Origin of the sequence: Rheinheimera sp. (assembly GCF_030690345.1) — a bacterium.
Classification (GTDB): Bacteria; Pseudomonadota; Gammaproteobacteria; order Enterobacterales; family Alteromonadaceae; genus Alishewanella.
Map to the genome: position 1 here is coordinate 358,261 of NZ_JAUYGV010000006.1, position 17,834 is coordinate 376,094.

General features: G+C 51.3%; 16 protein-coding genes. 7 read left to right on the forward strand and 9 right to left on the reverse strand.

Translation table 11 applies throughout. From position 1 onward, the window contains the following. Positions 1-11 precede the first annotated feature (11 nt). The 3 genes from Q8O77_RS06260 to Q8O77_RS06270 all read left to right on the forward strand — a co-directional run bounded on the left by Q8O77_RS06260 (position 12) and on the right by Q8O77_RS06270 (position 5,864). Entirely contained in the window at positions 12-2,315 is a 2,304-nt protein-coding gene (locus Q8O77_RS06260; RefSeq protein ID WP_305551995.1) for a toxin-antitoxin system YwqK family antitoxin, read from the forward strand. A gap of 137 nt (positions 2,316-2,452) precedes the next feature. After that, complete coding sequence (locus tag Q8O77_RS06265; protein WP_305551996.1) at positions 2,453-4,600, forward strand: TonB-dependent siderophore receptor; 2,148 nt, start codon at positions 2,453-2,455, stop codon at positions 4,598-4,600. Position 4,601: 1 nt separating this feature from the next. Further along, positions 4,602-5,864, forward strand: a complete 1,263-nt coding sequence (locus tag Q8O77_RS06270) for a PepSY domain-containing protein (RefSeq protein ID WP_305551997.1) — start codon at positions 4,602-4,604, stop codon at positions 5,862-5,864. Here Q8O77_RS06270 and dauA read toward each other — a convergent pair. The 3 genes from dauA to Q8O77_RS06285 form a co-directional block, all read right to left on the reverse strand. Further along, positions 5,828-7,576, reverse strand: a complete 1,749-nt coding sequence (gene dauA, locus Q8O77_RS06275; RefSeq protein ID WP_305551998.1) for a C4-dicarboxylic acid transporter DauA — start codon at positions 7,574-7,576, stop codon at positions 5,828-5,830. The genes Q8O77_RS06270 and dauA overlap by 37 nt on opposite strands. A gap of 129 nt (positions 7,577-7,705) precedes the next feature. After that, entirely contained in the window at positions 7,706-8,743 is a 1,038-nt protein-coding gene (locus Q8O77_RS06280; RefSeq protein ID WP_305551999.1) for a S9 family peptidase, read from the reverse strand. A 122-nt stretch (positions 8,744-8,865) separates the two neighbouring features. Next, a complete protein-coding gene (locus tag Q8O77_RS06285) occupies positions 8,866-10,599 on the reverse strand; it encodes an alpha-amylase family glycosyl hydrolase (RefSeq protein ID WP_305552000.1) in 1,734 nt (577 codons plus the stop codon). 202 nt (positions 10,600-10,801) lie between these two features. On the opposite strand from Q8O77_RS06285, the gene Q8O77_RS06290 reads away from it, so the two are divergent. Further along, on the forward strand, positions 10,802-12,268 hold the full coding sequence (locus tag Q8O77_RS06290; RefSeq protein WP_305552001.1) for an MFS transporter: 1,467 nt from the start codon (positions 10,802-10,804) through the stop codon (positions 12,266-12,268). Positions 12,269-12,289: 21 nt separating this feature from the next. Here Q8O77_RS06290 and Q8O77_RS06295 read toward each other — a convergent pair whose 3' ends face one another. Next, positions 12,290-13,465, reverse strand: coding sequence for a GGDEF domain-containing protein (locus tag Q8O77_RS06295; RefSeq protein WP_305552002.1), 1,176 nt, complete (start codon positions 13,463-13,465; stop codon positions 12,290-12,292). Positions 13,466-13,638: 173 nt separating this feature from the next. Beyond that, the gene (locus Q8O77_RS06300) at positions 13,639-13,848 is read right to left on the reverse strand and encodes a DUF4287 domain-containing protein (RefSeq protein ID WP_305552003.1); all 210 of its coding nucleotides are present in this window, start codon (positions 13,846-13,848) and stop codon (positions 13,639-13,641) included. 230 nt (positions 13,849-14,078) lie between these two features. Between Q8O77_RS06300 and Q8O77_RS06305 the strand changes: the two genes are divergently transcribed. Beyond that, positions 14,079-14,525, forward strand: coding sequence for an SRPBCC domain-containing protein (locus Q8O77_RS06305; RefSeq protein WP_305552004.1), 447 nt, complete (start codon positions 14,079-14,081; stop codon positions 14,523-14,525). After that, entirely contained in the window at positions 14,522-14,839 is a 318-nt protein-coding gene (locus Q8O77_RS06310) for a helix-turn-helix transcriptional regulator (protein WP_305552005.1), read from the forward strand. The genes Q8O77_RS06305 and Q8O77_RS06310 overlap by 4 nt, the downstream gene beginning before the upstream one ends. A 326-nt stretch (positions 14,840-15,165) precedes the next feature. Here the strand turns inward: Q8O77_RS06310 and Q8O77_RS06315 are convergent, their stop codons facing one another. Next, positions 15,166-15,300: a hypothetical protein gene (locus Q8O77_RS06315; protein WP_305552006.1), complete on the reverse strand. Its 135-nt coding sequence runs from the start codon at positions 15,298-15,300 to the stop codon at positions 15,166-15,168. A 258-nt stretch (positions 15,301-15,558) separates the two neighbouring features. Further along, complete coding sequence (locus Q8O77_RS06320; RefSeq protein WP_305552007.1) at positions 15,559-15,756, reverse strand: DUF2200 family protein; 198 nt, start codon at positions 15,754-15,756, stop codon at positions 15,559-15,561. Between the two features lie 267 nt (positions 15,757-16,023). Between Q8O77_RS06320 and Q8O77_RS06325 the strand changes: the two genes are divergently transcribed. After that, the gene (locus Q8O77_RS06325; protein WP_305552008.1) at positions 16,024-16,167 is read left to right on the forward strand and encodes a DUF3096 domain-containing protein; all 144 of its coding nucleotides are present in this window, start codon (positions 16,024-16,026) and stop codon (positions 16,165-16,167) included. Between the two features lie 43 nt (positions 16,168-16,210). Here the strand turns inward: Q8O77_RS06325 and Q8O77_RS06330 are convergent, their stop codons facing one another. Further along, on the reverse strand, positions 16,211-17,245 hold the full coding sequence (locus Q8O77_RS06330) for a fatty acid desaturase (RefSeq protein ID WP_305552009.1): 1,035 nt from the start codon (positions 17,243-17,245) through the stop codon (positions 16,211-16,213). Positions 17,246-17,324: 79 nt separating this feature from the next. Next, entirely contained in the window at positions 17,325-17,762 is a 438-nt protein-coding gene (locus Q8O77_RS06335) for an energy transducer TonB (RefSeq protein ID WP_305552010.1), read from the reverse strand. Positions 17,763-17,834 lie beyond the last annotated feature (72 nt).

A 17,834-nucleotide genomic window follows, 5' to 3' on the forward strand; every position in this document is an offset into this window, starting at 1 on the left:
GGAACAAAAGCATGCCCGCCCGTTTTTACTCTGCTGTACTACTGCTGTGTCTGTTTGTCAGCGCACCGTCCATAGCCAGCCAAACCTTAGCCAACCGGATGCTGGATGTACGCCAGGTTGAAGGCGTCGACGTGTACTATAACCTTAGCAACGGCTTGCCGCTGCAGGGCGAATACCGTCTGGTACGCGATAGCCAGGGCTATACTCTGGCCACCTTTGACCAGGGCCTGGTGCAGGGTAGCTGGCAGGTGTTTGATCAACGTAACCAACCTGTGCTTAGCGGTCACTATCAGGCCGGACGGCAGCATGGGCAATGGCAGTACTTTGCTGTCGATGGCAGCATTGAGCAAATTGAGCATTATGAAGCAGGTGTTGCCAGCGGTGAGTGGCAACGCTTTAACAGCCAGCGCCAGATAGTGGAAACCAGCCGCTTTGAGCGCGGTGAAAAAATTAATGTCAGCCGCTTTTATGATAACGGCAAGCTACAAAGTGTCGAAACCTACCAAAACAACCTGCGTCACGGCTCCTGGCAAACCTTCCACCTGAACGGCGCAGTAGCCGAGCAGTGGACCTATGCCAATAACCAGTTAACCGGGTTGTATCAAAGTAACGATGAGCAGGGTAACGTGTTGTTGCAGGGTGAATACGATGCACAGGGCCAGCAACACGGCCAGTGGCAGCAGTTTCACGCCGCCGGGGTGCCGGCTGCAAAGGTTAACTATGTCAGCGGCAAGCGTCATGGCAGCAGTGAGCAGTTCAGCACCGACGGTACTTTGGTCAGCAGCTGCAATTATCAGCATGGGGCACAACACGGCGAGTGCCGCGAGTTTCATGCTAACGGCCAGTTGATTGCGTTATCGTTGTATCAGCAGGGCAAATTGCACGGCGAACAGCAACGGCTGAGCGCAGAGGGACAACTGCTGGAAAAGCTGCATTATATTGACGGTATGCAAGCCGGCGAGCAATTGCATTATCACAGCAACGGTGAACTGGCGCAGCGCATTAACTACCACACCTCAGAGCGCAGTGCTAACGGTCAATTCCCGCTGCATGGTGTATTTCAGCGTTATCAGGACAATGGCCAGGCAATAGAGTTATCCGGCTATGTTATGGGCGAGCGTGATGGCGTGCATCAGCGCTTTCAGGCTGACAAGCTGGTAGAAGAGTCGCAGTATAAAGCCGGTAAACGCCATGGTTTGAGCAAAACCTTTTATTCCTCCGGTGAGCCGCGCGAGCAAAACAGCTATGTTGACGGCCAGTTAAGCGGGGCCTTTAAGAGCTGGCATATTAACGGCACCCTGCGCGAAGAAGGTGAGCGCAAAGACGGCCAACTTACCGGCCGTTACCAAAGCTTTTACGATAGCGGTAAGCCGCAAAAGCTGGAACATTATGCCGTTGAGAAAAAGCCGTCAGAGTATAAGTTTGCCCTGCACGGCAAATACCAGTATTGGGCCGGTAATGGCGATCTGACCGAAGAAGGCAACTACGTTAATAACAAACGTCATGGTAACTGGATCAGTTATTCGCAGGGTGAAAAAAGCAAAGAGCAGGAGTTTGTTGACGGTAAAACCGAAGGCCGCTTTGTCACTTATTATCAGGGGCGGCGCCGCAACAGTGGTTACTACCAAAACAACCAGAAAACCGGAGAATGGCTGGAATACTATTATCAGGCCGATGATCCGACGTACGGCTTTATTCCGGAAGGCACCATCAGATACAGAACACACTGGCTGGCCAATAAACAACACGGCAAGGCGGAGTTTTACACCGCGAAAAACATTTTGCATAAAGCTGAACAGTGGGAAAACGGCGAAAAAAGCGGTGACTATCAGGAGTTTTACGTTAGCAACGGTGAGCCGAAAATTGCCGGTAAACTGCAAAAGGGCGAGTGGTTTGGCTTGTGGCAGTCGTGGTTTGAAGACGGCACTTTAGCGCAGGCGGTACACTACGATGCCAGCCGTAAGCATGGTTTAGCGCAGGAATATTACGACAACGGCCAGCTGAAAAGCGAAATTGAGTACGAGTACGACAAGCCGCATGGCAACTACAAGTTGTTCCATTTAAACGGCCGGCCGCAGCAACAGGAACACTATGTTAAAGGCTTAAAAGAAGGCAAAGCCGAATACTTTCATCCGAACGGTAAACCGCTGCAGCAGGGCGATTACCTGCGCGATCGCAAAGAAGGCGAGTGGCTGGAGTACTGGCCCAACGGCCAGGTACGTACTCAGGGCGGCTATATCAGCAACCGTCCGTCCGGTGACTGGCAGTACTTTGATCAGCACGGCAAACTGATTAAAACCGAGCATAAAGGCTAACACCGCCAACGCTGCTGCCGGCAATGGTAGCAGCGTTTTGCCGCACAGTTTTTAGTTCAATTCCATTGTAATGGTAATTGTTATCATTTACACTTCGCAGCCTGTTTAATTCCTCTTGCGATACAGGTTGTACTATAATGTTGCCTTTTTCTGCTATAAGTCTGCGTCTCTCTGCTGTCAGTTTGCTCTGCGCCACGGCATTCTCTGCTGCTACTTACGCCAATACTGAAGCCACGACCGGCGCGGCGCTGGAGCACATCGAAGTAAAAGGCCGCGCACAAACCCTGTACCGGGTTAACTCTTCCAGCCTGGCCACCCGCACCGATACACCGCTGGATGAAGTGCCGCAAAATATTCAGGTATTGCCCGAAGCCCTGATCCGCGATCAGGCGGCGCGGCAAATTACCGACTTATATCGCAGCATGAGCGGGGTTAGCGGCTTTAGTTATTCCGGCGTGACCTTTCGTGGCTTTCGCCAGGACGAAATTTTATATGATGGTGTACGCGGCGACCCGTTTAACGGCTTCGCGGTGCCACAGCTGTTTAACGTAGCGGAAATTCAGGTATTAAAAGGCGCCGCCGGTGCGTTGTACGGCAGTATGGCGCCGGGCGGCTTGATCAACTACAGCACAAAAAAACCGACCGCCTTACCGGAGCGGCAGTTAAAGTGGGCACTGGGTAACGACAGTTTTTACAGTGGTTCGCTGGAGCTGAGCGGCCCGTTAACCGACGATGCAGCGCAGCGTTATCGTGCTGGTGTTTACAAAGACAGCGAACAGCCGTTCCGGCAAAATACCGACGTGGAAAACCAGATCCTCGATTTTGGCTATGCTATCGACCTGACGCAGGATACTACGCTGACACTGCAATACACCGACGTAGAGCAAGACTACGGCGGTGCCCGTTTACGCGGGGTGGTGGTGGATGACAACGGCAATTTTCTCACCGACCGCAGCTGGAACCATAACGAAAGCAGCGACTTTCAGCTGTTAACTGCCGAAGTGTACCAGGCCCGGTTAGAACAGCAGGTAAATGCCTACTGGAGTACCGATGTTACCGTGCGCGGTTATCAGAACCAGGAGCTGCAAAACTACCATGAACCGTTTTGCAGTTTTGATACTGATGACGATGGTGTGATCGATTACTGCGGCCGGCAGTTTCGTGACCAAAACCGCGAGAATGATTCGGTTAGCCTGACCTGGAATAATATTGTTGAGCTAAGCACCGGTGATATTCAGCATACGTTGCTGATGGGGGCCGATTACCTGCAGCAGGATTCCTTTTTCTCCGGCCGCAATGCCCAGCCGGTTGAAAGCGGTGGCGTGGTGCCGGGGCTTAGTCTGGTTAACCCGCAATACGGTTTAACCAGTGGTGCGGCTTATAACCTTGACGCCGTTACCCCTAACATTACGGATACGCAAACGGAGCGTAAAGGTGTGTATCTGCAGGATCAGCTGACACTGTCAGATAACTGGAATCTGTTGTTGGGCCTGCGCTGGGACAGCTTTGAAGACACTAATCAGCGTAATGGCAGCACAGTATCGGGTAACGATACTTCATGGCGGTTGGGTACTACTTACCAGCTAACCGATTATGCCCGCGGTTATCTGGTAGCCGCCACCGGCTTTGTGCCGCAGTCGGCGTCGTCGCAGGCGCCGGAAGTGGGTGGGCCCTTTGCGGCGGAAACCTCACGTTTATATGAAGCCGGGGTGCGTTTTTCGCTGTTAAATGACAGCGTGCGGCTAAATACGGCGCTGTATCAGATAACGCGGAAAGATATTTTGCAGGCGGACCCGCGCGGTGATGTCGGCAATGATGGCCGCGATGATTTACTGGCATTGGGCGAAGTACGCAGCCGCGGTTTTGAACTGGATGTGTTAGGTGATCTTACCGACAATTGGGTAATGAACCTGAACTACGCCTATAACGATACCCGGGTCATGCAGGACAGCAGCGGCATTACCAATGCGTTTAACGGCCGCTTTGCCAATGCTCCGCGGCATCAGCTTGGCCTGTGGAGCCGCTATGAATTGCCGGCACTACACTCATCTTTTGCCGCCGGTGTCGACTATGTGGGTGAGCAACAAAGTATTGGTGGCCAGCCGGTAAAAGCCTATACGGTGTTTGATATCAGCTGGCAAACTGAGTGGCAAAGCTGGCTGGTGCAACTGAACGTGAAAAACCTGTTTGATAAAACCTATGCCAGCAGTGGCTTTATCGACCGCACCGGGCATTTTCCGGGCGAGCCGCGCCGGCTGTATCTGACTACCACCTACAGCTTCTGATATGACCAACCGGCAATGGTTTGCGCTGCATTCCTGGGCAGGTTTTGTGCTCGGTTGTTTGCTGTTGTTGGTGTGCGTCAGCGGGGTGCTGGCGACGCTCAGCTATGAAATTCAGTATCTGAGCGATAGCAAATACCGCGCCCTGACACCACGCAGCGCGGCGGTAAACTGGGCACAGTTAGAGCAAAACCTGGCGGCGGCCTACCCGGACAGCCAGCTGATCAGTGCGCAGGTGCATCAGCAGCGTTACCTGGCCGGCGAAGCTGCGCTGGCCACGCCTACGGGTTTTCGCTTTGCTTATTTTGATCCGGCCAGCGGTGCCTTAACCGGCAGTGGTGACTGGGGCCGGTTATCACGCTTTTTGCGTAATCTGCATATGTATTTATCGATGGGCAGCAGCGGCAAAGTGATTGTGACCTCGCTGAGTTTTTTGCTGTTGATCTCAGTCATTTCCAGCTTTTTTGTCTACCGTAACTGGTGGCGGCAATGGTTTCGTCACCCGGGTACATGGCGCTGGGCGGTGCGTAACAGTTGGGCGTCGTGGCATAAGCTGATTGGCCTGTGGAGCTGGTGGTTTGTGCTGCTGATGACCGTTACCGGGTTGTGGTACTTTGCCGAGCATTGGTTGTTGCGCTCTGAGTTGGCGTACTATCCGCCGCCACCCACAGCGGCGCTCAGCGCCGCGCCGCCGGCAACGGCTGCTAACAAGCCTTTATCGCTGGCTGGCATTACTGCCATAGCACAGGCACAGCGGCCGGAGCTGGACATCCGCGCTGTGTTATATAACAGCCATGTTAAAGCGCCGATAGTGTTGAGCGGCCAGGATGACACTGTGCTGGTGCGCGATCGCGCCAACCGGATCTATCTCGACAGCAGCGGGCAACTGCTGGGCCGGCAATATGCCGCTGAGCTGGGCCTGTTGGCGCGGTTAAGTGATATGGCCGACCCGCTGCACTTTGGTAACTTTAGCGGCCTGACCGTTAAGCTGATCTATTCATTGTTTGGCAGCGGCCTGTGTATTCTGGTGGCCGGCGGTATGCGTATGCATTGGCTGCGGACTAAGCATAAACAGCCGCATTTAGCGCGTTGGTTAGGGGTATTTGGTTGGCTGGCACTGGCGTTGGCATTAAGCAGTATTGTTTGGACAGCGGCAACCTTTTCTAAGCGTGAGCTTAACCGGCTGCCGTTATCACCGCTGCTGGGCAGCGTATTACAGCAGCCGGCGGCTCAGCCGTCCTGCTCGTCCACCGCTGCGGCTTGCTGATACAGCACCTCAAGCGCTTCGCGTAGCGTCGGGTAAAAGCTCAGTACGCCCGGCAGTGGCTTAACCCCGGCGCGGGCTAAGGTTTTCAGCGGTTGGAATTGTAGATCGGCGATCAGCAGTTCGGTGTTATTTTTTGCGCATTTGCTGATCAGTTTATTCAGCGCCGCCAGGCCGCCGGCGTCCAGCAGCGGCACGCCGTCCATATACAACACTATGCCGCGGCTATGGCCGGTTAAGCGGGCGATATCGGCAAAAATGCGCTCGGCAGCGGCAAAAAACAGCGGTCCGCTGATTTTCAGCACCTGCCAGCCGTCGGGTATCGGCTGCTCTACCTGTTTACGGTTATTGCTGATATCGGTCACCTTGCTCATCTCAGCAATTTCTTTAACGAATAACAGCGCCGCCAGCAGAATACCGGTGGTAATGGCAATCACCATATCAAACAGCACGGTAAGGCTAAAGCAGGTGATAAACACCCAGATATCGCTGCGTGGTGCGGTTTTCAGCAGATGCAGCGCTTTGGGCGCTTCGCTCATATTCCACGCCACCATTAGCAGTAAGGCGGCCAGGGCTGCCATCGGCACATAGGACAACAGCTGCGCCAGCAACACCAGACCGAGTAATACCACCAGCGCATGAACGATGGCGGCAACGGGCGATTGCGCGCCGGCTTTATAATTCGCCGATGAGCGTGCCAGCGCCGCTGTGGCAGTAATGCCGCCGAAAAACGGCGTAATAATATTACCTAAACCCTGACCGAATAATTCGCTGTTAGCGCTGTGGCGCCGGCCGGACATGCCATCCAGCACCACCGCACACAATAGCGATTCAATCGCCCCCAGCATCGCCATGGCAAAGGCGGCGGCGAGTAAGTCTTTTACCAGCTGCCAGCTAAAAGCCAATACCGCGCCATCCGGGCCAGGCCGCAACCAGGGCCAGTCGAAATAGGGTAAATAGGGTGGAATGCCGCTGCCACTGCTGCCATCGGGCATGGTGTAACTAAAACGCGAGCCTATGGTGTCCAGCTCAGCACCGAAATTAAGCAACAACAACGCCAGCAGTGTGCCGATAAACAGCGCCGGTAAATGCGCCGGGATCACCGTTTTAAGTTTCGGCCATAACAACATCACCGCCAGGGTAACAGCGGCAACCAGCAGGGCGGGTAAGGATAACTGCGGTAAATGCTGCGCCAGCACAACAACTTTCCCGGCATAATGCTCAGGCATATCGGCTATCGCCAGGCCAAAAAAGTCTTTAATTTGCAAGGTAGCAATCACCACGGCTATGCCGGCGGTAAAGCCCAGGGTAACGGATTCGGGGATATACTCAATTAAGCGGCCTAATCGAAACATGGCCATCAGTAGCAGCATAAAACCGGACAATACCGTGGCCATTAGTAAGCCGCTTAGACCGTACTTTAACGCCACCGGGTATAGAATCACCACAAAGGCGGCAGTAGGGCCGCTGATACTGTAGCGCGCGCCACCGGTGAGTGCGATAACAAAACCGGCAATAATAGCGGTGTATAAGCCGTATTGCGGTGCGACGCCGGAGGCAATCGCCAACGCCATCGCCAGCGGTATGGCAATAATGCCGACGGTAATACCGGCCAGCAGGTCTTTACTGAGTTTATTCAGATCATAGCCTTCGGCCAGCACTTCGCGCAGCGCATGGCCCAGGCGTAGGGAAAACAGGTGGGAACGGTCAGACACAACAACTCCGCTACAGCAGAACAGTTGGCGTTAGTTTAGCAAATTGGTGTGCCGGCCGGTATGCGCTATTAGTCTGACAAATAACTATTTTTTTGCCGCTGTAGTTGGTTGCTACAGCGGCAGAATGGCTTACAGGTATTGTTTTAACCAAGCTGCAGTTTCCGCATCGGCTTCAGCGCGGTTTGGGTATAAGCCATGATCGGCGCCCGGATAGACCACTAATTTATGCGGATGGCCTTTTTCAGCCAGTGCTTTAGCTAAATCTTGCGATTGGCTTACATCGACCCGCCAATCTTTATCGCCATGCACCAGCAGTATCGGCAGCTGGGGTGGTAATTTGTCCAGCCAGTGCACAACCGATCTTGCCTGCAATTGTGCAGTTTTGTCTGTAGTGTAATTAGGGATAAACTTGGCCAGGACATTCTCCATTGTTGGGCGTACGGCGAGGGTGGCTTCTAAATCGGCAACACCTGCAGCAACAATCAGCGCTTTGAGCTGCGGCATATCGCGCGCGGCCAGATAACTCATCATGCCACCGCGACTGGCGCCTTTCATCGCAATCCGCTCGCTATCAGCATCGGACATACCCTGAATAATGGGTAGCAAATTCTTGATGTCATTGACATCATCACCACCAAACTGATCGAATTGAATTTCACCTGTTACCTTGGTTGGAAAGGCTTTAGCACCGCGATACTGGCTGGCTATCACAATATAGCCAAGCTCCGCCAGTGGCATCAAGTTGTGCTGAATAGCGCCATACACCAAGGTGCCACCCTTCGCATTGCCACCGCGGTTGTATATCACTACCGGCAATTTTGCATTTGCCGCAGTATTTTTCGGGCGCACCATTACGCCTTCTACCAGAATGCCGTCGGATTCATAAGTGAATACCCGGCAATCCAGCGTCTGCTGGCGGCGTTCAACATCGGCTCTGGGCAAGCGTTGGCTAAACATTTCAGCATTAAACTTTGGGTTTTTGCTCATCATAGCCAGCCAGCTGTCGTAGCTTGAAAACGGGCCACCATAGCAGCTGAAATTTTCCTTTAACGAGCTGGCGCTGGAAAACGCCGGTAATAACTCCGGGCCGGTTTTAGCTTTTGCCGGCTCAGCTTGTGCAGTAGCAGCCAGTAGTAAGCCACTGAGTAAAATCAGAAAAGGTTTCATGCACACTCCTTGTTAATTTCACAGGTACAATAAGTTAACAAGGATAGCTTGGCAAGCGGTAAAGAAAAAACCGCCGCTAAGCCAGCCGGCGGTTTCAGGGAGAACTTTGGTTATACACAAACTCAGGGGGCGCTGTGCAGTAGCAGTAAGCCGAATGGCGCCAGGGTATTGCCGTCCAGATCAAAGGCCCAGCTGGCGCTTAGACCGTCGCGGTTAATAGCACTGATATCGGCGGCGCTGTCGGTTAAATTCAACACAAACAGCGTTTTACTGCCGTTAAGCTCGCGGCTTATCTGTACCACACCGTTATCCAGCTGTTTAACATCATAGCTGCCATCGGTGCTAAGCTCGGGCCGTTGTTTTTTCTGTGCTATTAACAGCTTGTACAGCTGCCAGATTGAATCCGGCTGCGCTTGCTGTGCGGTGACGCTGCGATCTTCGGCCTGCAGTTGCCCGCTAAGAAAATCCGGGTACCAGTTCGGGAAGTCAGCGCCAAATAATTCCAGCTGTTCTACCCAGCTGTTATCTGCCGCAGTAAAACCTGCCTGTTGGCTGTTATCCCACAGCATAGGCGCACGTTTGTACACATCGTGGCCGGTACCGCCCTGGGTTAAGCCAATTTCTTCACCGTAGTAAATGTACGGTGTGCCGGGTGAGCTGAATAACATCGCTGCTGCCAGCTTGGCTTTGGCATCGTGCTGCGCCAGCTGATAAGCAATCCGCTCCTGGTCATGGTTAGTTAAAAACGGCGCGAAAAAGCTTAGCGGTGCGACAGAATCGCTGCGCTGCTGCACATTCTGCTGCAGCACCGTCGCATCAGCGACCTGCTGTGCGTTTGATTGCCCATTAGTCCGCATGGTACCAAACTGCGCCTCGCCGCTGGCGTCGGGTTTCAGCAGGCCAAGAATTTTATAGCCGACTTCAAAATCAAAGCCCTGGTCCAGCCCGGAGCCGTCGCCGTAGTAGCGCGCGGCAACCGGAATATCGACCCAGGCTTCACCCACAAGGTAAGCTTCAGGGTTGATGCTTTTGACAAACTGGTTAAAACTCTGCCAGTAAGCGATAGTTTCGTCTGTGTCAGCTTGTTCAAGCGGCCCGCCTTCCATAGCAAAGCGCACCGCGTCTAAACGGAAACCCGCCACGCCTTTATCGAGCCAGAATTTAGCCATTTTTTCCATCTCTGCCACCACATCCGGATGGCGTAAATTTACATCCGGTTGGCTGGCGCCAAAGGCGGCATAGTAGTAAGCGTTGCGGGTTTCGTTGTAATGCCATACTGCATCAGGCTTGTCGTTATCGCTCCAGGCATGACCCCAGCCGCTGCCGGTTTTTGGCATATCATCGCGCCAGATAAAGTAGTCTTTGTACGGTGTTTCGCCGGCTGCCGAGCGTTTAAACCAGTCATGTTCGCTGGAAATATGATTGATCACCAAATCCAGAATTACCTTCATGCCTTTGGCGTCGGCGGCTTTGATAAAGGCTTCAAATTCGGCCATAGTGCCGTAGTCGCTCTCTACCTGATAAAACTCTGTAAAGTCATAACCATGGTAGGACGGCGCTTCAAACATTGGTGTTAACCATAAGGCGTTAACGCCTAATTCGGCCAGATACGGTAATTTGGCAGTCATACCGTTAAAATCGCCGTGGCCATCGCCATTGGTATCATAAAAGCTGCGCGGCCAGATTTGGTAAAACACTGCATCCTGCCACCAGCTGCTGGCAGCTTCGTTCGCTACCTGAGTAGCGGCAGGGCTGACTTCTGCTGCAGATGAACTGGTTTGTGGCTGGCTGGTTTGTGGTTGGCAAGCGGCCAGTAACAATGACAGCGCTATGGCGCTTAGGCTAAAGGTTTTCATGTCGTCCCCGTGCTAATTATTGCGTGCACCATATTAACGCGCGGATGCACTGCTATGCTGATTAAGCCTTGGTATTAACGCCAAAACAGTGCGACAACAAGATGAATACGTATGCACAATTTTGCGCAAAATGGCCGCTATCGTGTAGCTTAGACCGATCTGTGCGCTTACACAGAATAATAAAACCATCCGGGGAGCGGATATGAAACAACCTAAGTTATCCTTCTGGCAGATCTGGAACCTCAGCTTCGGCTTTTTAGGCGTGCAGATAGGCTTTGCACTGCAAAACGGCAACGTTAGCCGGATTCTGTCAGATTTGGGCGCCGATTTATCGTCGCTGTCGTTATTCTGGCTGGCGGCCCCCATTATGGGCCTGCTGGTGCAGCCTATTGTTGGCGCGGCATCCGATCGTACCTGGAATAAACTCGGCCGCCGGCTGCCCTATATGCTTGGTGGCGCAGTCGTGGCGGCTGCGGCAATGATGCTGTTGCCCAATGCGTCGATGGTAGTGGCCTTTATTCCACCAATGTTATTTGGTCTGGTGATTTTCGCTATTAAAGACGCTGCCTTTAACGTTACTTTTCAGCCGTTTCGCTCTTTAGTATCAGACATGGTGCCGCCGGAGCAGCGTAATATTGGCTACTCGGTACAGACCTTACTGATCAATATCGGTGCGGTATTCGGTTCTATATTGCCGTTTGTGTTAACCAATGTGGTCGGGCTGGAAAACGCCTCTAAAGCCGGTGAAGTGGCGCCGTCCGTGATCTGGGCATTTTATATCGGCGCTACTGTGCTGCTGGGCTCTGTGCTGTGGACAGTGTTTCGCACCAAAGAATATGCGCCGGCACAATATTACGCTTATAAAGGCCTGGATGCCGAAGCGCAAACTCTGGCTGAGCAGGTGCGTAAGTCGCGCTCGTTGGGCGAGAAACTCAGCGACTTCTGGCAAACCATGCTAAGCATGCCACGCATTATGAAACAGCTGGCGCTGGTGCAGTTTTTCTCCTGGTTTGCGCTGTTTATTATGTGGACCTATTTCCCCGCGGCCATTGCACAAAATACCTGGGGTGTCGGCGTAGAGTGGTACGACGGCAGCTATATTGCGCAAATGGGCGGCGTACCGGCACATATTGCGGCCGCCAAAGGCGCGGCCGGTGATTGGGTAGGTATTTTATACGCCGGTTACTCGCTGTTTGCCGTGCTGTTCTCGTTAGTGATGGCCAAACTGGCTAACCTGTTTGGCCGCAAGTTGGTGTATTCGTTCTCGTTGTTAGCCGGCGGTTTGGGCTATATCAGCTTTGTACTGTTTACCGACCCAAGCATGACGCACGTAAACCTGCTGATCACTGAAGTAGAAATACCCAAAGGTGCACTGGGGCTAATGCTGCCGATGATCGGTGTCGGTATTGCCTGGGCTGCTATATTGGCCATGCCGTATGCGATATTGGCTGGCGCCTTACCGCCGGAGAAAACCGGTGTGTATATGGGCATTTTTAACTTTACTATTGCCGCACCGCAGATTGTGTCCGGGTTAATTGCCGGCTGGATCTTAGGCTCGGTATTTCAGAACCAGGCGGTGTATATCGTGATGCTGGCCGGTGCGGCTATGGTACTGGGTGCGTTGTCGGTATGGCTGGTAAAAGAGCAGGACGTAACAGTTACTGAGTAAAGCGGCTGGCTAACTTAAGTACTAACGGGCGTAATAAAAAGTAACGGTATTGCGCCCGTTGCGTTTTGATTCATACAGCGCTTCATCCGCCTGCTTTAGCAGGGTCTGGAAATCCATGTGGCTAAACTGCTGCACATAGATTGCGCCAATACTTATGGTCAACCCCAGCACCTTGCCATCAACAATACGCGCTTGCTGTTCAACTTGCTGGCGCAAACGTTGGCTGATCCTTTGTGCTTCGGCTTCTGCAGTATCGGGCATTACTATGGCAAATTCCTCACCGCCAAGACGACCGATAAAATCCGTCTTGCGCAGCTGCTGCGCCAAAATGGCGGCCACCTGTTGTAAGGCGACATCGCCGACGGCATGGCCAAAGTTATCATTAATGGCTTTAAAATGGTCCAGATCCAGCATCATTATGGATAGCGGCGCATCTGCCCCCTGCAGGCTAAGATAAGCGGCAGACTCGCGCAAAAAATGCCGCCGGTTTGGTAACAGCGTCAGCTCGTCCAGGTCGGCTTGCTGCATCAGCAGTTGTTCGCGGCTGATAAAAAACAGCAGTGGCAGCAGCACGGCGGCCATTGTGGTTAACAGTAAATGGCTGAGTAACATTAACTGCAGCAGCATTGCCGCTTGCGGCGGCAGTGCGCTGTGCCAGTGGCTCAGGTAAAGACCGATTTCGGCCAACATGGTTAGCGCATGCAGTGCCAGCACGGCTTGCAGCAGCCGGTTGACAAACTGTGGTTGCTTCACGCTTTGCAGCAACACCACGCACCAGATACACGCGGCAGCAATGGCCGCAGCATTAAGTAGCGTGGCGCTGTGTGACAGCGGGTAGCTGATGCTTAACAAAAACAGATAAATTGCAGCGCAAAAGCCTAAGGGCCTGAGCGGCAGTTGGTAGTGCGGGCCGTGAATAAAGTGAGCCAGGCCGCTGCCAACCAGCAGCGGCGGCAGTGCCAGCAACGCATGCGCAAGTACCACGCTGAGCAACGGCGGCACCTGATACAGCCGGCTGGCGGCTAACACACTGGCCAGCACAAAAATAAAGCATGACAAGGCCCAATGCCGGAAGGCTGTCTGTTGTGGCTGCAATTTCGCTAACAACACCATATAAGCAGCCACCAACAGGTTGATCACCAACGTCAGGGCAATTAATGTGGTTAAATCCAGCGTGGTTAAATCGATGTCCGGCATAGCCTGTCTGAAACGCGTAAAAGGCTTTCAGTGTAAACAGCCGGCTAACATTTAGCCAGCGTTTCTGTTGCAGGGGCAAAATATAATAGTGCTGTATATCAGCAATTTATGTTATTTCAGCGCTGCTGATCCAACATGATCTGGTTGCCGTCCGGTCTGGTAAGTGCTTCAGCTTATTTTTTTGCGCGATAATGCGCCACCAGCGCATTGGCGTGGCCATGGCCAATGCCATGTTGCGTCTTTAAAAACGCCACCTGAGCCATATGTGGCTGCTCCTGCACGTTATCCAGCAAGGTTAGCCAGTGTTGTATGCTCTGGCCGTATTTCTGTTCAATGGACGGGAAATAAGACGCCGGGCCTTTAACGGTTGCTGCTGTGCTCATAAGTATCTCCTGTTAGCTGAGTGTTGGCTGAGTGTTAGCTGAGTGTTAGCTGAGTGTTAGCTTAGTCATATCATAGTTTAGTCGTATCACAGCTACAGTATTCGACATCGCAATACAGCATTGGCAGTAAATAGTGCTGACAGCAAATATGCAACCATATGGTTGCATATTTGGTTGTGCTGTGCTTTTATTAAACCGCAGTGAAGATAAACTCAGCTACGGAGCAACTTATGCAAAACACTATTCAGCGCGAACTGACTATCAACGCCAGCGCAGAGCGCATATACAATGCCATCGCCACGCCGGAGCAGGTAATAAAGTGGTTTCCTGATAAAGTCGAAGGTGATTATCAGGTCGGTGGCCAGCCGGTATTCAGCTTCGGTGAAAAACACAGAAACAGCGTGTTTATACAAGACGCCATACCCAACAGCTATTTCGCTTACCGCTGGGTGCCCGGTGGTAACGACTTTATCGGTGATGTGCGCACCGTGCCCAATACCCTGGTTGAGTTTCGTATTACCGAACTTGCACCGGGCCGCTGTAAAGTCAGCTTAACCGAAACCGGCTTTGCCGATTTGCCGGTGGAAATTGCCGCAAGCAGCTTGCAACAAAACAACAACGGCTGGGATATTATGCTGGTGCGGTTGCAGCAATATTTCAGTATGGAGGCCAAATGAGTCAGGCTGCTGTAGCACAGCTGTTTAAAGCGTTGGGTGACCCCGTGCGGTTGCAAATAGTGCAGCGGCTGTCACAGGGCGCAGCGCTGTGTATGGGCGAGCTGTCAAAAGATCTCGGCATTTCCCGCCAGGGCGCGCGTAAGCAAATTCAGGCGCTGGTGTCGGCAAAAGTAGTACAGCTGCACCCGGCCGGGCGTGAAGTAAAGGTGCAGCTGGATACCGCTGCACTGCAACAAGGGCGCGATTTTATCGCTGCGCTGGAAGCACAGTGGGATCAACGCCTGCAGGCCTTAAAGCAGTTTACCGAGCAGTAAATGCCTGGTTTACGCCGCGCTGGCAAAAGGCAAAGCCTATTGGCGCAATATCTTTGTCAGTTCGTCTATCAGTTTGCCCAAATGTTGTAACTGCGTTGACTTTCCTTTGACAACATTACACAGAGTAAAGCACTTATGAGTTAAGAGGAAAGCTCACAGCTTTATTCAGGTTTGATGTTTTAATGCAAATTTGCCAGTGAGGTATTTATACCTTCCCAGAAATAATCTGGAGTAATACTCCATATGAAAATTTAATGTGACTCAGCATTGCATTGCCACATTAAATTTAAAGTATTTCTCTTAATGCTCAGATATCAAGCTGTAATTTATAGCTCTTGGCATTCAGTGCAATATGTGTATTTACATATCCAGCTACAATGTGGATTTCCAGCTATTGCGGCTGTTGAAGCTAATGCCGCAACTGCTGCAAGTGCAACTAAGATTTTTTTGCTACGTTTCATAAAAACTCTCCTTAGTTAAAATATTGAGAACATTCAAAAGCCATTTGCAATTGAACTGCATCGAATTTACACAGGGCAAATCCCCCGAACAATGCAAAGTTATATTTATCATATATTTATCAATTTTTCGTGAGTGTAACTGTATATGCCATGTAAAACTCGAGGGTGGCGTTTACTTTATTTGACTATTTTTCTTTGTTTTATAAGGGTTTTTGATTAAAAGCGCAGCATGTCAGTCCGCTTTACATCTGAAAGCTGTCAAACAATGAACCGCATCCATTTGATTGTTGCTATAGCTAAATTCTGTGGGGGCTTAAAGTCTTGTATGTGGTGGTGCTTGGGTTTACAAAAAATTTGATCCACTTTGCTCTTAGTGTAGTTTTTGCGCTTCGCTTTTTGTACATACAGCGGATAAGCTTTGGCAAAAGCCATACTGAAAATACGCTGTTCGGTCATTGATGCTGTCCTGTTATGGCAGTTACAACTGGCGCTCGCTGCATCAGACGCGGATCAGGTTGCCCTGGCATGGCCACATTTCAGTGGGCATTCACAGCTCTGATATAAAGCTTTGGGGTAATTCGGGTTTAGCGTAAGAAATTAACTAACGGTGCCCTTTTGCTGTTACGTGTTATATCGCATTTTCAATGAATTACTATATTCCCTGCCAGGCAGCACAATGCTTTAGTCAACCGACCACTAAACTCAAATATAAAGGACAGGATTATGACTCTGCATATTGACCTTATCCCGGTACTCTCCATTGTTGCCGGCATTCTGATACTGATCCGGCCTAAGATCTTAAACTATGTTGTGGCTATTTATCTGATCGCCGTTGGCGTAATCCAGATTTTTGATTTGCAAATTTGATTAGCGGGGCCAGATTATAATTAAATCTATAAAGATACTGATTTTAATTTGCTCTGGCCGTTTGCTCTTCATTCCAGCTGTTGCCACTTACAAAAGTGGACAGATCATTGCTTCTTACCCCCTGTTCACGCAGCACCTTAAGGACTTTTCCGGCCACCAGTTGGCGTAGATAGAATGGCTGATGCACCACAAAATGATGGATAGTATGGGTACTGCCAAAGTTACAACAAAATAGCTGCAGCGGCATAAAATACCAGCGATCCAGAATTTGGGTCTGCTGCAGCAAGTTATGTACGTTGCCGTAATAATGCATATGGGAAGTGATAAAGTTTAAGCAGGCTGAGCGAATTACGTTGGGGGCGATAAGCACCACCACAGCAAAATCAATGCCTTGCATCAGCCATGTCAGGCTGTCTGGATAAGATCCGCTAATTCCACCGAACAGGGCATCATAGGCGTGGAATAGCAAAAACAGATACCAACAAAGAAAATACAGGCTGGCCAGCGGAAAGCTTGCTTGCAGCAGCTTTTGTACGGAAAAGTTGTCTACTTCGCGGCGCAAAATAGCGCGACGTATAAACAGACCCGATAAACCGTCAAACATCACGATAAAACGACTAAAGCCATAGGCGATGCCATTGCCTACCAGGCGCTCTTCCATATCTTTGGCAGTACCGGAAACTTTGTGATGTAACAGGTGCATATCGCGCCTGTACCAGGGGTTAACTGTGTTAGGGCGCATCAACCAGGTTAGCAGCATCATGCCATGGTAGATGATTGGCGTGTTACGAAAATACTGACGATGGATCAGATCATGTTCAATTTCATGCGACAGGGATGCACACAGTGCGGCCACGATTATACAGGCCCAGGCCGGGATCAACTGCAGGTAATATAAACCGGCGGCAGTTACCATACCGGTTAGTGCAAATAATAATATACCCAGCCCAAGCCAGTCCTGGTAGCGCAGGATGGGGTAGCGTTCGCGCCAATATTGTTCTTCGGCACGAATAGCCTGAATAATGTAGCGGATGCGTTGCTGCGGGGATAGCGCATCTGATGCGTTGCTTACTGGCATGTATGTCGCCTTTCCAAATAGGCCAGCCTAACAGATAGTTCAGCTGATGGCTGGAATTAACGAACTATGAACTCTTTCTCTAAGCCTGACATGGCGCTGCAGCTTGCACTTTGCAGCGGGCTTCTGCTTCCTCAGCTGTGCTGCCGCCCATGCAGAAATCCAGCCGGATTAGCTTTTGCTCTGGTGCATTAGCTACACTGCTGTTGTTAACCCATTGCCATTTTTTAATCACCTTAATTGCTGGTTTAGCAATCACTTTGCCGGGCACTGAGTTAACCAGGCTAACGTTGGTGGTTTTACCGTTTTCATTAATTGTCACGTTAAACACACCACAACCGGCGATGCCTTGTCGTGCCAACTCTATCGGGTACATAGGGGTAACTTGTTTTTCTCTGCTCCAGATGGCATCAGAGGGGGCCGGTTGTAGCAGGCTTAGCTGCACGTCTGCATAGTTGTTAGCATCAGCCTGAAAAACGGCTGCAGCGAGGGCGATAGCCAATATCATTGGTAATTTCATTGGTTTTCCTTGTTGTTAAATCATGATATCTCCTTTAACAGACAATAAATGTACCAATTTTATTTACAAAAT

What these genes read in the sequence shown, in the direction of transcription:
- Q8O77_RS06280 (WP_305551999.1), bottom strand. Translation starts at nt 8,743, where the DNA reads ATGAAACCTTTTCTGATTTTACTCAGTGGCTTACTACTGGCTGCTACT.
- Q8O77_RS06325 (WP_305552008.1), top strand. Translation starts at nt 16,024, where the DNA reads ATGACTCTGCATATTGACCTTATCCCGGTACTCTCCATTGTTGCCGGC.
- Q8O77_RS06320 (WP_305552007.1), bottom strand. Translation starts at nt 15,756, where the DNA reads ATGACCGAACAGCGTATTTTCAGTATGGCTTTTGCCAAAGCTTATCCG.
- Q8O77_RS06335 (WP_305552010.1), bottom strand. Translation starts at nt 17,762, where the DNA reads ATGAAATTACCAATGATATTGGCTATCGCCCTCGCTGCAGCCGTTTTT.
- Q8O77_RS06330 (WP_305552009.1), bottom strand. Translation starts at nt 17,245, where the DNA reads ATGCCAGTAAGCAACGCATCAGATGCGCTATCCCCGCAGCAACGCATC.
- Q8O77_RS06300 (WP_305552003.1), bottom strand. Translation starts at nt 13,848, where the DNA reads ATGAGCACAGCAGCAACCGTTAAAGGCCCGGCGTCTTATTTCCCGTCC.
- Q8O77_RS06305 (WP_305552004.1), top strand. Translation starts at nt 14,079, where the DNA reads ATGCAAAACACTATTCAGCGCGAACTGACTATCAACGCCAGCGCAGAG.
- Q8O77_RS06310 (WP_305552005.1), top strand. Translation starts at nt 14,522, where the DNA reads ATGAGTCAGGCTGCTGTAGCACAGCTGTTTAAAGCGTTGGGTGACCCC.
- Q8O77_RS06270 (WP_305551997.1), top strand. Translation starts at nt 4,602, where the DNA reads ATGACCAACCGGCAATGGTTTGCGCTGCATTCCTGGGCAGGTTTTGTG.
- Q8O77_RS06260 (WP_305551995.1), top strand. Translation starts at nt 12, where the DNA reads ATGCCCGCCCGTTTTTACTCTGCTGTACTACTGCTGTGTCTGTTTGTC.
- Q8O77_RS06290 (WP_305552001.1), top strand. Translation starts at nt 10,802, where the DNA reads ATGAAACAACCTAAGTTATCCTTCTGGCAGATCTGGAACCTCAGCTTC.
- Q8O77_RS06315 (WP_305552006.1), bottom strand. Translation starts at nt 15,300, where the DNA reads ATGAAACGTAGCAAAAAAATCTTAGTTGCACTTGCAGCAGTTGCGGCA.
- Q8O77_RS06285 (WP_305552000.1), bottom strand. Translation starts at nt 10,599, where the DNA reads ATGAAAACCTTTAGCCTAAGCGCCATAGCGCTGTCATTGTTACTGGCC.
- Q8O77_RS06265 (WP_305551996.1), top strand. Translation starts at nt 2,453, where the DNA reads ATGTTGCCTTTTTCTGCTATAAGTCTGCGTCTCTCTGCTGTCAGTTTG.
- Q8O77_RS06295 (WP_305552002.1), bottom strand. Translation starts at nt 13,465, where the DNA reads ATGCCGGACATCGATTTAACCACGCTGGATTTAACCACATTAATTGCC.